This window comes from Pseudomonas sp. GW821-FHT10B02, from assembly GCF_059415665.1.
This window is the reverse complement of the sequence record NZ_JBWKNR010000006.1, coordinates 228636-243110: the sequence shown is the minus strand read 5'-3', so window position 1 is coordinate 243110 and position 14475 is coordinate 228636. Positions and strand designations below refer to the sequence as shown.

14 protein-coding genes are annotated in these 14475 nt (G+C 60.8%); 7 read left to right on the top strand and 7 right to left on the bottom strand.

The window, feature by feature from the left end; translation table 11 throughout:
* Window positions 1-286 precede the first annotated feature (286 nt).
* Window positions 287-652: a glyoxalase superfamily protein gene (locus AC07OF_RS12015; protein WP_157194709.1), complete on the top strand. Its 366-nt coding sequence runs from the start codon at window positions 287-289 to the stop codon at window positions 650-652.
* Window positions 653-837: 185 nt separating this feature from the next.
* Here the strand turns inward: AC07OF_RS12015 and AC07OF_RS12010 are convergent, their stop codons facing one another.
* Window positions 838-1311 (bottom strand): Lrp/AsnC family transcriptional regulator, encoded by a 474-nt coding sequence (locus tag AC07OF_RS12010; protein WP_198325430.1) that lies wholly within the window; start codon window positions 1309-1311, stop codon window positions 838-840.
* Window positions 1312-1455: 144 nt separating this feature from the next.
* Between AC07OF_RS12010 and AC07OF_RS12005 the strand changes: the two genes are divergently transcribed.
* Together AC07OF_RS12005 and AC07OF_RS12000 are read left to right on the top strand one after the other, a co-directional pair.
* Window positions 1456-2091 (top strand): LysE family translocator, encoded by a 636-nt coding sequence (locus AC07OF_RS12005; RefSeq protein WP_495072915.1) that lies wholly within the window; start codon window positions 1456-1458, stop codon window positions 2089-2091.
* A 132-nt stretch (window positions 2092-2223) separates the two neighbouring features.
* Window positions 2224-3243, top strand: coding sequence for a branched-chain amino acid aminotransferase (locus AC07OF_RS12000; RefSeq protein WP_038609278.1), 1020 nt, complete (start codon window positions 2224-2226; stop codon window positions 3241-3243).
* 51 nt (window positions 3244-3294) lie between these two features.
* Here the strand turns inward: AC07OF_RS12000 and AC07OF_RS11995 are convergent, their stop codons facing one another.
* Window positions 3295-4062, bottom strand: coding sequence for a sulfite exporter TauE/SafE family protein (locus AC07OF_RS11995; RefSeq protein WP_157191914.1), 768 nt, complete (start codon window positions 4060-4062; stop codon window positions 3295-3297).
* Window positions 4063-4421: 359 nt separating this feature from the next.
* Between AC07OF_RS11995 and AC07OF_RS11990 the strand changes: the two genes are divergently transcribed.
* Both AC07OF_RS11990 and AC07OF_RS11985 read left to right on the top strand, forming a co-directional pair.
* Complete coding sequence (locus AC07OF_RS11990; RefSeq protein WP_038609277.1) at window positions 4422-5102, top strand: response regulator transcription factor; 681 nt, start codon at window positions 4422-4424, stop codon at window positions 5100-5102.
* Entirely contained in the window at window positions 5080-6468 is a 1389-nt protein-coding gene (locus tag AC07OF_RS11985; protein ID WP_157191913.1) for a sensor histidine kinase, read from the top strand. The genes AC07OF_RS11990 and AC07OF_RS11985 overlap by 23 nt, the downstream gene beginning before the upstream one ends.
* A 92-nt stretch (window positions 6469-6560) precedes the next feature.
* On the opposite strand, the gene cysS is transcribed toward AC07OF_RS11985, so the two are convergent.
* Window positions 6561-7943 carry a cysteine--tRNA ligase gene (gene cysS / locus AC07OF_RS11980; RefSeq protein WP_157191912.1) on the bottom strand — a complete coding sequence of 461 codons (1383 nt, stop codon included), beginning with the start codon at window positions 7941-7943 and terminating at the stop codon, window positions 6561-6563.
* A gap of 9 nt (window positions 7944-7952) precedes the next feature.
* Window positions 7953-9656 carry a glutamine--tRNA ligase/YqeY domain fusion protein gene (locus tag AC07OF_RS11975; RefSeq protein ID WP_157191911.1) on the bottom strand — a complete coding sequence of 568 codons (1704 nt, stop codon included), beginning with the start codon at window positions 9654-9656 and terminating at the stop codon, window positions 7953-7955.
* Between the two features lie 237 nt (window positions 9657-9893).
* Between AC07OF_RS11975 and AC07OF_RS11970 the strand changes: the two genes are divergently transcribed.
* Complete coding sequence (locus AC07OF_RS11970) at window positions 9894-10397, top strand: peptidylprolyl isomerase (RefSeq protein ID WP_038609267.1); 504 nt, start codon at window positions 9894-9896, stop codon at window positions 10395-10397.
* Window positions 10394-11116: a UDP-2,3-diacylglucosamine diphosphatase gene (locus AC07OF_RS11965; RefSeq protein ID WP_157191910.1), complete on the top strand. Its 723-nt coding sequence runs from the start codon at window positions 10394-10396 to the stop codon at window positions 11114-11116. Before AC07OF_RS11970 ends, AC07OF_RS11965 begins: the two co-directional genes overlap by 4 nt.
* A gap of 100 nt (window positions 11117-11216) precedes the next feature.
* Here the strand turns inward: AC07OF_RS11965 and AC07OF_RS11960 are convergent, their stop codons facing one another.
* From AC07OF_RS11960 to AC07OF_RS11950, 3 genes are read right to left on the bottom strand one after another with little or no spacing between them, the layout of a single operon-like run.
* Entirely contained in the window at window positions 11217-12746 is a 1530-nt protein-coding gene (locus tag AC07OF_RS11960; protein ID WP_157191909.1) for a DHA2 family efflux MFS transporter permease subunit, read from the bottom strand.
* Window positions 12743-13936 (bottom strand): HlyD family secretion protein, encoded by a 1194-nt coding sequence (locus tag AC07OF_RS11955; RefSeq protein WP_157191908.1) that lies wholly within the window; start codon window positions 13934-13936, stop codon window positions 12743-12745. The genes AC07OF_RS11960 and AC07OF_RS11955 overlap by 4 nt, the downstream gene beginning before the upstream one ends.
* A complete protein-coding gene (locus AC07OF_RS11950; protein ID WP_157191907.1) occupies window positions 13933-14406 on the bottom strand; it encodes a MarR family winged helix-turn-helix transcriptional regulator in 474 nt (157 codons plus the stop codon). The genes AC07OF_RS11955 and AC07OF_RS11950 overlap by 4 nt, the downstream gene beginning before the upstream one ends.
* Between the last annotated feature and the right edge of the window lie 69 nt (window positions 14407-14475).

Here is a 14475-nt window from a genome sequence, read left to right as displayed (position 1 = left end):
CTCCATTACGAAAGAGCGGGAAGTTTCATACCTCGAGTTAGGTAGAGGTCAAGCACGAACATGCGACTGCCAGCAGGACTGCAGTCACCTGTGGGAGCTGGCATTGCCAGCGATGCAGACGCCGCGCACTGCCTGACACCGCCGCGACCCCATCGCCGGCAAAGCCGGCTCCCACACCGGCCTTTGCACTTTTCCGACAACGTCAGTTCACAATTGCCCGGTAATTGAGCGCCTGTCACACTGCCGGCTGGCCCACTCACCGCACGGAATGCCCATGCCATCACCGATCCCGCTCGCCCCCGCCATCCCGGTCCTGCGCATCTTCTGCGTCGACAAAGCCAAGGAGTTCTACCTGGAGTTCCTCGGCTTCACCCTGGACTGGGAACACCGTTTCGAGCCCGAACTACCCCTGTATGCCCAGGTGCACCGCGACGGCCTGATCCTGCACCTGAGCGAACATCATGGCGATGCCACCCCCGGCTCGACGGTGTTTGCCCGCGTCGAGGACATCGTCGCCTTGCAGAACGAGCTGACAGACAAGCGCTACGGCTATTCCCGCCCTGAAGCGATCCACGTCGGCTGGGGCCTGCAGATGGAGATCGCCGATCCGTTCGGCAATCGTCTGCGTTTCTGTCAGCAGATCGAAGGCTGAGCTGGCCACACGGTGCATAGCCCCCAGAAAAGACAAGGCCCCGTCATTGCTGGCGGGGCCTTGTTTTACCTACTGCCTAAGGTCAATCATTGGTACCCGCCCCGCGATTGGCGGTGGTCGTGGTACGCATCGAGGTCAGCAGGCAAATCGTCTTGACTTCATACTGCGCCTGCCTTTACAGCACGTCAAGCCTGCAGATGAGACAGCGGCAAAGGCCCATGAGGCTTGACCGTCTGGATGGCGAAGTTGCTGCGAATATCGCTCACCCCCGGCAGTTTGAGCAAAGTGTCGATCAGAAAGCGCTCATAGCTGCGCAGGTCCGGCACCACCACCTGCAGGAGAAAATCCGACTCGCCGGACACCAGGTGCGCAGCAATGACTTCCGGCAACGCCAGTACCGCCTGCTGAAAGGCCTGGGCCGCCGGCTCGTGATGACGCTCGACCTTGACCCCGACAAACACCGTCAGGCCCAGGCCCACTTCATCACGGTCCAGTTGCGCGGCGTAGCCCTTGATCAGCCCCGCCTCCTCCAGCAACCGCACCCGGCGCAGGCAGGGTGACGGTGACAGACCGATCAGTTCGGCCAATTCGACATTGCTCAGGCGCGCGTTGCGCTGCAGGGCATCGAGAATCTTGCGGTCAAAAGCATCCAGGGTAATTTTTGGCATGATCTGTATTTTCCATTACTGATCCTGGCAGTTTATATCAATACAGCCCCATGCCAGCGCAACAAACGCAAGCACCTGCCAGCCCCTTCGGGCTTAGAATTTTCTCCAGCCTGTTGCTTGACTGGGGATTGTCCGATGACTCAATACAGCTTGTTTTGCGCAGCCCTTCTGGTCGTTTACCTGGTGCCGGGGCCGGACATGTTCCTGCTGCTCAATACCGGCGCCAGCGAAGGCCGACGTCAGGCATTGATGACCGCGCTGGGCCTGGCCCTGGCCCGCGCGGCGCATGTCAGCCTGGCAGCCCTGGGCCTCGCCGCCCTGCTGCGCAGTCACCCCTGGGCGTTTGATCTGCTCAGTATCGCCGGCGGCCTGTACCTGGCATGGCTCGGCTGGCAACTGCTGTGCGCGCCAGTCACCCCGTTACCAGCGAGCACTGGTATCACGCGTCGCTGCGGCCATTGGTCAGCGGCGCTGAAGAAGGGCCTGCTGACCAACCTGCTCAACCCCAAGGCGCTGCTGTTCTGTTCGGTGTTGCTGCCGCAGTTCATCAGCCAGGAGGCAGGCCCGGTCGGGCATCAGTTCGCCATTCTCGGTGCCGTGCTGGTGGTCGTTGGCCTGGCTTTTGACAGCTTCTATGCCCTGAGCGGTGATCGCATCGGCCGCTGGCTGGCCGCCAGCCCGTGGAAACAGAAATTGCAAAACCGCCTGTTCGGCACCTTGCTGATCGGCTTCGGCGCGCGCCTGGTGCTGCTGCGTGAGCTGGCGGGCTGAAAATTTCACTGCGACCATGGTCCAATCCTATGACTGGGCGTTCCCGATCCGCACGGGATGTATTATCGTGGCTGCGTGCGCGATAACAGACGCCTGAGCGATCAGGCATATGCAAACCGATTCGAGGGTGCCATGAGTAACGAAAGCATTAACTGGGACAAGCTGGGCTTCGACTACATCAAGACCGACAAGCGCTACCTGTCCTACTTCCGTAACGGCGAGTGGGACAAGGGCACCCTGACCGAAGACAACGTGCTGCACATCAGCGAAGGTTCGACCGCGCTGCATTATGGCCAGCAATGTTTCGAAGGCATGAAGGCCTACCGCTGCAAGGACGGCTCGATCAACCTGTTCCGCCCGGACCAGAACGCCCTGCGCATGCAGCGCAGCTGCGACCGCCTGCTGATGCCACAGGTGCCGACCGAACAGTTCATCGACGCCTGCAAACAGGTGGTCAAGGCCAACGAACGCTTCATTCCGCCATACGGCAAAGGTGCACTGTACCTGCGTCCGTTCGTCATCGGCGTAGGCGACAACATCGGTGTGCGCACCGCGCCGGAATTCATCTTCTCGATCTTCGCCATCCCGGTCGGCTCGTACTTCAAAGGCGGCATGACCCCGCACAAGTTCCTGATTTCCGATTACGACCGTGCCGCGCCTCAGGGCACCGGTGCCGCCAAGGTCGGTGGCAACTACGCGGCCAGCCTGCAACCGGGCTACAAGGCCAAGCAAGCCGGTTTTGCCGACTGCATCTACCTTGATCCGCTGACCCACACCAAGATCGAGGAAGTCGGTTCGGCCAACTTCTTCGGCATCACCGCCAATAACGAATTCGTTACTCCGAAATCCGCCTCTGTGCTGCCGGGGATCACCCGCCTGTCGCTGATGGAGCTGGCCGAGTCGCGTCTTGGCTTGAAGGTGATCGAAGGCGACGTGCTGATCAATGACCTGAAGCGCTTCAAAGAAGCAGGTGCCTGCGGCACCGCAGCTGTCATTACGCCGATCGGTGGCATCCACTACAACGGCGAGCTGCATGTGTTCCACAGCGAGACCGAAGTCGGCCCGGTGACCCGCAAGCTCTACGACGAGCTGACCGGCATCCAGAGCGGCGACATCGAAGGCCCGGCGGGCTGGATCGTCAAGGTCGCCTGAAACGCTACCGAGCGATAAGCGAAGGGCATGCCAGAGATGGCATGCCCTTTTTCATATCAACATGGACACGCCCATTCTACCGATAAGAAATATCAGCAAGATCAAAAAGAACACCCGAATAAAACCGCTACCATATCGCAATGCCAAAAAGACCCCTGTGACAGAGCCTGCGATATTACAGATAGCTACCACTCCACCGATCGCCCACAGCACATTTCCCGAGGGAATAAAAAAGAGCAACGCCGCACTAAATGTCCCTAGATTAACCAGCTTTGCCGAAGCTGACGCATTCAAGAAGTCGAAGCCAAAAATTTTCACAAAGAAAAAAAGCAACAGGCTCCCACTCCCCGGCCCAAAAACTCCGTCGTAGAAACCAATCAACCCTCCAAAAAACACCCCCAACAACACTTCTTTGGCTCCACACTGTATTTCCGCATGAACCCGCCCTAGATCCTTTTTTATAAAGGTATAAACCGCCATCACAATCAAAACCACAAAAACAACGGGTTCCATAAGCGCTTTCGGGACGAGCGAGATGGAGAAAGCACCTAGCAACGCGAAAATGAATGCCGAAACTAGAGTAGGCAGCAGAAGCCTCCATGCAATTTCTATTCTTTTTGTGTAGCTGAGAACGGATGAAAGATTTCCTGCCAAAACCGCCAGCTTGTTAGTTCCAAAAACGGTAGACAAGCTATATTGCGGCAAAGCGTGCAAGAGCGCGGGCACTTGAACAAGCCCTCCCCCACCCACTGCCGCATCTATTAAGCCACCACAAAATGCAAAGAAGCCCAGTACAACCAGTGTGTATTCATAATCCATGAGTATGATCCAGCAAGGACATGCATATTTACATCTACGGCATGCCTTTAAATTAAGCGAGAGACAACTACTCCTGGAAGTCGGCGCCCATGCAGCCGACCTTTAGCAAGTACGGTCAAAATATGCTCATGAGCTCTTGTAAAGTGGTAAAAACCGCAATCTAGCAAGAACACCCAATGCGAAGATGTAGGAGCCTTCCGAGCATCGAGTAGGCTTGCTCCAAGGATTAATTCTTCGGCATTGGGATGCCGCCCCAGCGCCCTGCCACCCAACCCACAGCGCAGATGAATTTTTCTTTAACCCGGGCACCGCCTATTCTTTGGCACAATCAAGTCTCTACTCGCCGCCCAGGTATTAGCATGCCCCGCGTACTGACTATCGAAGACGACGCCGTGACCGCTCAGGAGATCGTCGCCGAGCTTTCCAGCCATGGCCTGGAAGTGGATTGGGCCGACAACGGCCGCGAAGGCCTGGCCAAGGCGATTGCCGGCGGTTACGACCTGATCACCCTCGATCGTATGCTCCCCGAGCTCGACGGTCTGACCATCGTCACCACCCTGCGCAATCTGAAGATCGCCACGCCGATCCTGATGATCAGCGCCCTGTCCGATGTCGACGAACGGGTGCGCGGCCTGCGTGCCGGTGGCGACGACTACCTGACCAAGCCTTTCGCCTCCGACGAAATGGCCGCCCGCGTTGAAGTACTGCTGCGGCGCAACAGCGTGCCGATGGCGCAGACCCGCCTGCAGGTCGCCGACCTGGAACTGGACCTGATCAGCCACGAGGCGCGGCGCGGCGAGCAGACCCTCAACCTGCTGCCCACCGAGTACAAGTTGCTTGAGTTCCTCATGCGCCATGCTGGCCAGGTGATCACCCGGATGATGATCTTCGAGGAAGTCTGGGGCTATCACTTCGACCCCGGCACCAACCTGATCGATGTGCACATCGGACGCTTGCGCAAGAAGATCGATGCCGCTGGCCAGACCCCGCTGATTCGGACCGTGCGGGGCTCGGGCTATGCCATTGCCGAACCCGTCTAAGGGCTGGAGTTCTTCGACCAGCCGCCTGCTGGCGCTGTACAGCTTTCTGTTCGTGGCCTGGAGCAGCATCCTCATGGGGGTGCTGTACTTCGAGGTCTCGGGCTATCTGAACAAGCTCACCCGCCATTCGCTGCTGCAACGCCAGCACCTGTTTGCGCACATGAGCGGTAAACAACTGGACGACGCACTGATCGCCAGCCAGGCCTTCGAAGAGCGCAGTTTCGACGCCTATGGCCTGTTCGACGCCCAGTTCAACCCCTTGGGCGGGCAGATCCGCCAACTGCCAACCGAGCTGGGTCTGGACGGCAAGATCCACGAACTGAGCCGCTGCCTCGACGCCGACGACCCGCACCTGCCGCGCGACAGCTGCGACGCTGTGGCGATCAAGGTCCGTGATGGCCGCTGGCTGGTGCTGGTACGTGACAACGGCTCACTGTTCGTGGTCACCCGTATCATTCTGCACGCCCTGCTCTGGGGCCTGTCGCTGACCATCATCCCCGGCATCGCAGGCTGGTACTTGTTGCGCCGCCGGCCGCTCAAGCGCATCCGCGCAATCCAGGCCACCGCCGAACAGATCGTCGCTGGCGACCTGACCCAGCGCCTGCCGCTGTCCCAGCGCCGCGATGAACTGGACATGCTCGCTGCCATCGTCAACGCCATGCTCGACCGCATCGAGCGCCTGATGCATGAGGTCAAGGGCGTCTGTGACAACATCGCCCACGACCTGCGCACCCCGCTGACCCGCCTGCGCGCCCAGCTCTACCGGATCCGCCAGCAGGCTGGCGACGAATCTCCGCAGGCTGAAGCGCTGCAACAGGCCATTGGTGAAACCGATACGCTGATGGCGCGCTTTCGCGGCTTGCTGCGCATCAGCGAGCTGGAGGATCGTCAACGCCGGGCCGGGTTTGTCGAGCTCGACCCGCGCGCCCTGCTGGTGGAAATGCACGATTTCTACCTTCCGCTGGCTGAAGATGGCGATATTCGCCTGGGCCTTGATGTGCCTGCCCAACTGCCGCCGCTCAATGGTGACCGCGAACTGTTGTTCGAGGCCTTGGCCAATCTGCTCGGCAACGCCATCAAGTTCACCCCTGCGGGCGGACAGGTGCGCATGGGCGCCAGCAGCGAAGACGGTGTGGTGAAAATCGCGGTGGAAGACAGCGGGCCGGGGATTCCCGAGGATGAGCGTGAGGCGGTGTTGAAGCGTTTCTATCGCAGCGAGGAAGGCCATCGTCACCCGGGGTTCGGGCTAGGACTGTCGGTGGTTGCGGCGATTGTCGACCTGCATGGCTTTGCGCTTGAGGTCGGGGCGAGTGAGCTGGGAGGGGCGAAACTGGTGTTGCACTGCCGTACAGGAGTTGTCAGCTAGGGCCTCATCGCTGGCAAAGCCAGCTCCCACAAGGGCAGTGTCTACAGGACCCATGTGGGAGCCGGCCTTGCCGGCGATGAATGCCCCGCCGATCAGTCAGCCAGACGCCAGGTAGTGGCACCCTTGCTGTCTTCCAGCACCACACCCATGGCGGTGATCTGGTCACGGATGCGATCCGACTCTGCCCAGTTCTTGTCCGCACGCGCCTGCAGGCGCGCCTGGATCAAGGCTTCGACTTCAGCCGCATCGACCTTGCCTTCGGCACCGGCGCGCAAGAAGTCGTCAGCATCCAGCTGCAGCACACCGAGCAGATCACCCAGCTGACGCAGACGACCGGCCAGGCCAGCCGCTGCCTCTGGATCACTTTCGCGCAGACGGTTGATCTCACGCACCAGGTCGAACAGCACGGCGCAGGCTTCAGGCGTACCGAAGTCGTCGTTCATTGCCAGGGTGAAGCGCTCGACGTAAGTCTCGCCACCTTTGGCTTCGACGCGCGGCAAGCCACGCAGCGCATGGTAGAAACGCTCCAGGGCGCCCTTGGACTCACGCAGGCTGTCTTCGGAGTAGTTGATCGAGCTGCGGTAGTGGCTCGACACCAGCAGGTAGCGCACCACCTCCGGGTGATACTTGTCGAGCACGTCGCGAATGGTGAAGAAGTTGTTCAAGGACTTGGACATCTTCTCGCCATTGATGCGAATCATGCCGCAGTGCATCCACGAGTTGGCGTACTGCTTGCCGGTGGCGGCTTCGCTCTGGGCGATCTCGTTCTCGTGGTGCGGGAACTCCAGATCGTTGCCACCGCCGTGGATATCGAAGCTCTCGCCCAGGCAGCAGGTGGACATCACCGAGCACTCGATGTGCCAACCCGGACGCCCCGGACCCCAAGGCGACTCCCAGCTCGGTTCACCCGGCTTGACGCCCTTCCACAGGACGAAGTCGAGTGGATCCTGCTTGGCTTCGTCGACCTCGATCCGCGCACCGATGCGCAGGTCTTCGATCTTCTTGCGCGACAGCTTGCCGTAGCCGACGAACTTGCCGACCCGGTAGTACACGTCACCATTACCTGGCGCGTAGGCGTAGCCCTTGTCGATCAGGGTCTGGATCATCGCGTGCATGCCGGCGATATGGTCGGTGGCACGCGGTTCCTGGTCCGGCGGCAGGATGTTCAGGCGGCGCTCGTCTTCGTGCATCGCGTCGATCATGCGAGCGGTCAGCGCGTCGAACGACTCGCCGTTTTCGTTGGCCCGGTTGATGATCTTGTCATCGATGTCGGTGATGTTGCGCACGTAGGTCAGGTCGTAGCCGCTGTAACGCAGCCAGCGGGTGACCAGGTCGAAGGCGACCATGCTGCGGCCGTGGCCCAGGTGGCAGAAGTCGTACACGGTCATGCCGCAGACGTACATCCGCACCTTGTTGCCGTCGAGCGGTTTGAAAACTTCCTTGGTCTTGCTAAGCGTGTTGTAGATGGTAAGCACGAGCGTTCCTCAGCTGCCCCACGAATCGCGCAGGGTCACAGTCCGGTTGAATACCGGGCGACCCGGCTGGGAGTCTTTCAGGTCGGCGCAGAAGTAACCTTCGCGCTCGAACTGGAAGCGGTCTTCTGGCTGGGCCTGGCCCAGGGAAGGTTCCGCACGACAACCAGTGAGTACCTGCAGCGAATCGGGATTGATGTTGTCGAGGAAGCTGCCGCCATCTTCGGTCTTCTCGGGGTTGGCCGAGCGGAACAGGCGGTCGTACAGACGCACTTCGCACTCGACGCTGGCCGCAGCCGGCACCCAGTGGATCACGCCTTTGACCTTGCGGCCCTCAGGGTTCTTGCCCAGGGTGTCCGGATCATAGGAGCAGCGCAGTTCGACGATGTTGCCGTCGGCGTCCTTGATTGCTTCATCAGCGCGGATCACGTAGCTGCCACGCAGGCGCACTTCACCGGCGGGCTCCAGGCGCTTGTAGCCTTTTGGCGGCTCTTCCATGAAGTCGTCGCGATCGATGTAGATCTCGCGCTCGAACGGCAGCGCGCGCACGCCCATGTCTTCTTTCGGGTGGCGAGGCAGTTCGAGGTTCTCGACCTGGCCTTGCGGGTAGTTGGTGATGACCACTTTCAGCGGACGCAGCACGCACATGGCGCGTGGCGCGGTACGGTCGAGGTCGTCACGGATGCTGAACTCGAGCATCGACATGTCGACCACGCCGTCGGAACGGTTGGTGCCGATCATTTCGCAGAAGTTGCGGATCGAGGCCGGGGTGTAGCCGCGGCGGCGGAAACCGGACAGGGTCGACATGCGCGGGTCGTCCCAGCCGTTGACGTGCTGTTCGTCGACCAGTTGCTTGAGTTTGCGCTTGCTGGTGATGGTGTAGTTCAGGTTCAGGCGGCTGAACTCGTACTGGCGCGGCTTGGCCGGCACCGGCAGGTGCTCGAGGAACCACTCGTACAGCGGACGATGGCCTTCGAACTCCAGGGTGCAGATGGAGTGGGTGATGCCTTCGATGGCGTCCGACTGACCGTGGGTGAAGTCGTAGTTGGGGTAGATGCACCACTTGTCACCGGTCTGGTGGTGGTGGGCATGGCGGATGCGATAGAGGATCGGGTCGCGCAGGTTCATGTTCGGCGAGGCCATGTCGATCTTGGCCCGCAGTACACGCTCGCCGTCCTTGAACTCGCCAGCCTTCATCCGGGCGAACAGGTCGAGGTTCTCTTCGACACTGCGCTCGCGGAACGGGCTGTTCTTGCCCGGCTCGGTCAGGTTGCCACGGTATTCCTTGGCCTGCTCCGGGGTCAGGTCGCAGACGTAGGCGTTGCCCGACTTGATCAGGTCCACAGCCCAGTCGTGCAACTGGTCGAAATACTCGGAGGCGTAGCGCACCGGGCCGGTCCACTGGAAACCCAGCCACTGCACATCGCTCTGGATGGCGTCGATGTACTCCTGGTCCTCTTTGGCCGGGTTGGTGTCATCGAAACGCAAGTGACAGGCTCCGCCGAATTCCTGGGCCAGGCCGAAGTTCACGCAGATCGACTTGGCATGGCCGATGTGCAGGTAACCGTTGGGCTCAGGCGGGAAACGGGTGACGATGCTGCTGTGCTTGCCCGAGTCCAGGTCGGCCTGCACGATCGGACGCAGGAAGTTCGCAGGGACGGCGGGAGCGCCTTTGGCAGCGGCGTTGGGAGCGGTGTCGGCAGTGGGCTTGCTCATAGGATCCTTGAAATACGGGTACACGGCCTGGGTAGGCCGACTGAATCAAAGCGCTTATCATAGCCGAAGCGGTCGAGCTGCCGACAGCGTCCGGCCGACAAACTGGCCCTATATTCGGTACTGGCAGCAAAAAAACTGCCGCAAGCCACGTATCGCGGGTTGTAGACTGTGCGTCAGGTTTGTATCGCGATCCTGCGCGACCCCTATTTCAAATGCCTTGAAAGAGCGAATTCCAGCATGTCCAAAGTCAAACTGAGCACCAATCATGGCGACATCGTCATCGAACTGAATGCCGAGAAAGCCCCGATCACCGTGGCCAACTTCATCGAGTACGTGAACGCTGGTCACTACAGCAACACCGTATTCCACCGCGTCATCGGTAACTTCATGATCCAGGGCGGCGGTTTCGAGCCAGGCATGAAAGAAAAGAAAGACAAGCGCCCAAGCATCCAGAACGAAGCTGACAACGGCCTGAGCAACGACAAGTACACCATCGCCATGGCCCGCACCATGGAGCCGCATTCGGCTTCGGCGCAGTTCTTCATCAACGTCACCGACAACAGCTTCCTCAACCACAGCGGCAAGAACGTTCAGGGTTGGGGCTACGCGGTATTCGGTAAAGTCACCGAAGGCACCGACGTTGTCGACAAGATCAAGACCGTTGCCACCGGTTCCAAGTCCGGCCACCAGGACGTACCGGTTGAAGACGTGATCATCGAGAAAGCCGAGATCATTGAGTGATACTGCTGATCTCTGATCTGCACCTGCAAGAAGAACGCCCGGACATTACCCGGGCGTTTCTTGATCTGCTCGACGGTCGTGCGCGCCACGCCGAGGCGCTGTACATCCTCGGTGACTTTTTCGAAGCCTGGATCGGCGACGATGCCATGACGCCGTTCCAGAGCACGATCTGCCAGGCCCTGCGCGCCTTGAGCGACAGCGGCACGCAGGTCTACCTGATGCATGGCAACCGTGATTTCCTGATCGGCGACGCCTTCTGCAAGGCGGCGGGCGCCACCCTGCTGGCCGACCCCAGCGTGGTGCGCATGGGCGGCGAATCGGTGTTGCTGATGCATGGCGACAGCCTGTGCACCCTGGACATCGGCTATATGAAGATGCGCCGATACCTGCGCAATCCCCTGAGCCTGTGGATCCTCCGCCACCTACCCCTCGGCACCCGGCAGAAGCTGGCGCGCAAGCTACGCAGCGAAAGCAAGGCGCAGACGCGGATGAAGGCCAACGACATTGTCGACGTAACGCCGGAAGAAGTGCCGCGGATCATGGCCGAATATGGCGTGCACACCCTGGTCCACGGGCACACCCACCGACCGGCGATCCACAAGCTGATGGTCGAGGACCAACCGGCGCGACGTATCGTACTGGGGGATTGGGACCGTCAGGGTTGGGCGTTGCAGGTGGATGAGCAAGGGTTTCAGTTGCAGCCGTTTGCGTTTCCCTGATTGAAGGCCCTTCGGGCCTTATCGCCGGCAAGGCCGGCTCCCACAATGGTTCAGTGCATGCAATCCCTGTGGGAGCTGGCCTTGCCAGCGATGCTTTTGCTCAGTGCCCCGCCGACGCCGGTCCTGCTTTAGCCGCAAACGGCGGCTTGGCCAGCCACACCAATAGAATCAACCCAGCAAACACCCAGCCCATCAGGGTGAAGTAATCCACCGTCGACATCATGTACGCCTGACTGCTGAGCATGCGCTCCAGCTGCGCGTAAGACTGCACGTTCGCACCGCCCAGCTGATTGAGTGCCTCACGGGTGGCAGGCTCATAGGTGCTGATGCTTTCACTGAGATAGGCATGATGCTGGTCAGCCCGGCGAATCCAGATCCAGGTGGTCAACGAGGCCGCGAAGCTGCCGCCCAGGGTGCGCAGGAAGGTGGCCAGCCCCGAGCCATCGGCGATCTGGTGCGGTGGCAGGTCCGAGAGCAGGATGCTCAAGGTCGGCATGAAGAACAGCGCCACGCCAATACCCATGAACAGCTGCACCAGGGCGATATGCTGGAAGTCCACTTCATTGGTGAACCCGGCACGCATGAAGCAGCTGGTGCCGATCGCCAGGAACGCCAGTCCTGCCAATAAACGCAGGTCGAACTTATGCGCGTACTTGCCGACAAACGGCGACATCAGCACCGGCAGCAAGCCGATCGGCGCCACCGCCAGCCCGGCCCAGGTGGCGGTGTAGCCCATCTGGGTCTGCAGCCACTGCGGCAGGATCAGGTTGATGCCGAAAAAACCCGCATAGCCGCCGACCAACACAATGGTGCCGATACGAAAGTTGCGGTGCACGAACAGCCGCAGATTGACCACCGGGTGCTTGTCGGTCAGTTCCCAGATGATAAAAATCGCCAGGAACACCACCGAGATCAGGCTGCCGACGACAATGAAGCTCGACTCGAACCAGTCCAGGTCATTGCCCTTGTCCAGCACGATCTGCAGGGCACCGACGCCAATGATCAAGGTCAGCAGGCCGATATAGTCCATGGGTTGGCGCTGGGTCGTGACCGGCCGGGTGCGCATCTGCTGACGCACCACCGCTGCGGCAAACAGGCCAATGGGTACGTTGATGAAGAAAATCCACGGCCAGCTGTAGCTGTCGGTGATCCAGCCACCGAGGATGGGACCGGCAATCGGCGCCACCACCGTGACCATCGCCAGCAACGCCAGCGCCATACCGCGCTTGGCTGGCGGATAGACGGCGATCAGTAGCGTCTGGGTCATCGGGTACAGAGGGCCGGCAACGATACCTTGCAGCACCCGGAAACCCACCAGTTCCGGCATCGAGCGGGCGATACCGCAGAGAAACGACGCCAGCACAAACAGCAGCGTGGCCCAGATAAACAGCTTCACCTCACCAAAACGCCGGCTCAGCCAGCCGGTCAGCGGCAAGGCAATGGCGTTGCTCACCGCGAACGAGGTAATCACCCAGGTGCCCTGCTCCGCACTCACCCCCAGGTTGCCGGAAATGGTCGGCAACGCGACGTTGGCAATGGTGGTGTCGAGCACCTGCATGAAGGTCGCCAGCGACAGCCCGATGGTGGTCAACAGCAGGCTTGGCGGGCTGAATGAAGCGTTGCCGCTCATCGCTGCGCCGTCTTGCCAGGGCCTTGGCTGTTGTCATGGATCAGCCGTGCGATCATGGTATCGGCCTCGACCAGCTGGCGGTCATACACCTGGGTGGCAAACGATGCCTTCTGTGGCGGCAACTGCGCCAGCACCGGCCCACTCTGGTCGTGCAGATCGACCGTGACCTGGGTCGACAGGCCGATACGCAACGGATGGGCGGCCAGTTGTTCGGCATTGATGTGGATGCGCACCGGCACCCGCTGGACGATCTTGATCCAGTTACCGGTGGCGTTCTGCGCCGGCAACAGGGCGAAGGCACTGCCAGTGCCGGCGCCGAGGCTGTCGATGGTGCCGCTGTACTTGACCTCGCTGCCGTACAGATCGGCGACGATATCCACCGACTGGCCGATGCGCATGTTGCGCAACTGGGTTTCCTTGAAGTTGGCGTCGATCCACAGCTGGTCCAGCGGAATCACCGCCATGGTCGCAGTACCCGGCTGCAGACGCTGCCCCAACTGCACGGTGCGCTTGGCCACGTAGCCGGTGACCGGTGCCACCAGGGTGGTGCGGGCGACGGCCAGGTAGGCCTGGCGCAAGTCGGCAGCTGCGGCCATGACTTGCGGATGCGAGGAAACCACGGTGTCATCGACCAGCGCGCTGGTCGTGTTGAGCTGCTGCTTGGCGTTGAGCAGCGCGCCCTGCGCCGAAGACAGGTCGTCACGGGCGTGGGACAGCTCTTCCAGGGAAATGGCCCCACCGGCAGCGAGGGTCTTGCGCCGGTTGTAGTTTTCCTGGGCCTTGGTCTGCTCGGCCTGACGCGCCGCCACCTGGGCCTTCATGCCATCGACATTGCTGTACAGGCCGCGTACCTGGCGCACTGCACGGGCCAGCTGGGCTTCGGCGGACTGCAGCCCGACTTCGGCATCGCTGGGGTCGAACTCGATCAGCACCTGCCCGGCATGCACCAGATCACCGTCGTCGGCACCGATACTGACCACAGTACCGGTCACCAGCGGGGTGATTTCCACGACGTTGCCGTTGACATAGGCATCGTCGGTCTCTTCATTCCAGCGCCCGTACAGCTCGTGCCAGGCCCAGACTGCACCACCACCGACGACCACCAGCAAAGCAAGGCCAAGCAGCCAGGCTTTGCGTTTACCGGTGTTGTTGAGGTCTTGCGCTGTGCTGGCACTTTCCGGCGTGTTCATTTGGCACCTATACGCTGGGCTGTCAGGGTGTCGCCAGCCGCGAGCAGCACCTTACTCAGCAGATTTTCCAGGGTTGCCAGTTCATCTGCGGCGAGCACACCTACCAGTTCATTCATCGCCGCCGCGCCGATCTGCGGCAACTGATCAGCGAGCTTCTGGCCCTCCTCGCTCAGCGCCAGGCGCACCTGGCGGCGATCATCCGGGCAGCGGCGGCGCAGGATCAGGTCTTTTTGCTCTAGGCGATCAAGCATGCGGGTCATCGAGCCACTGTCCAGGGACAGGAAACGACACAATTCGGCAGGCGTATCGACGCCGTACTGGGCGACGATGATCAGCACCTTGAACTGCGCGGCGGTAACGCCGAAGTCCTGCAGGTGGCTGTCGAGAATGCGGTCTTTGACCATCGCGGCACGGCCCAGGAGCATGCCGATGATGCAGGTCTGGAAGTTTTCGGGGGTGAAGTGCGGCATGAAGGCGATACCTGCTTAGGCAGTTAGTAACATAATGTTACTGCCTAGACAGCTAACGTCAAGACATTG

Coding starts and splice junctions, on each gene's coding strand:
- AC07OF_RS11985 (WP_157191913.1), top strand. CDS start 5,080: ATGCCATTGCCGAACCCGTCTAAGGGCTGGAGTTCTTCGACCAGCCGC.
- AC07OF_RS12005 (WP_495072915.1), top strand. CDS start 1,456: ATGACTCAATACAGCTTGTTTTGCGCAGCCCTTCTGGTCGTTTACCTG.
- AC07OF_RS11995 (WP_157191914.1), bottom strand. CDS start 4,062: ATGGATTATGAATACACACTGGTTGTACTGGGCTTCTTTGCATTTTGT.
- AC07OF_RS12000 (WP_038609278.1), top strand. CDS start 2,224: ATGAGTAACGAAAGCATTAACTGGGACAAGCTGGGCTTCGACTACATC.
- AC07OF_RS11950 (WP_157191907.1), bottom strand. CDS start 14,406: ATGCCGCACTTCACCCCCGAAAACTTCCAGACCTGCATCATCGGCATG.
- AC07OF_RS11990 (WP_038609277.1), top strand. CDS start 4,422: ATGCCCCGCGTACTGACTATCGAAGACGACGCCGTGACCGCTCAGGAG.
- AC07OF_RS11955 (WP_157191908.1), bottom strand. CDS start 13,936: ATGAACACGCCGGAAAGTGCCAGCACAGCGCAAGACCTCAACAACACC.
- AC07OF_RS11975 (WP_157191911.1), bottom strand. CDS start 9,656: ATGAGCAAGCCCACTGCCGACACCGCTCCCAACGCCGCTGCCAAAGGC.
- AC07OF_RS11960 (WP_157191909.1), bottom strand. CDS start 12,746: ATGAGCGGCAACGCTTCATTCAGCCCGCCAAGCCTGCTGTTGACCACC.
- AC07OF_RS11970 (WP_038609267.1), top strand. CDS start 9,894: ATGTCCAAAGTCAAACTGAGCACCAATCATGGCGACATCGTCATCGAA.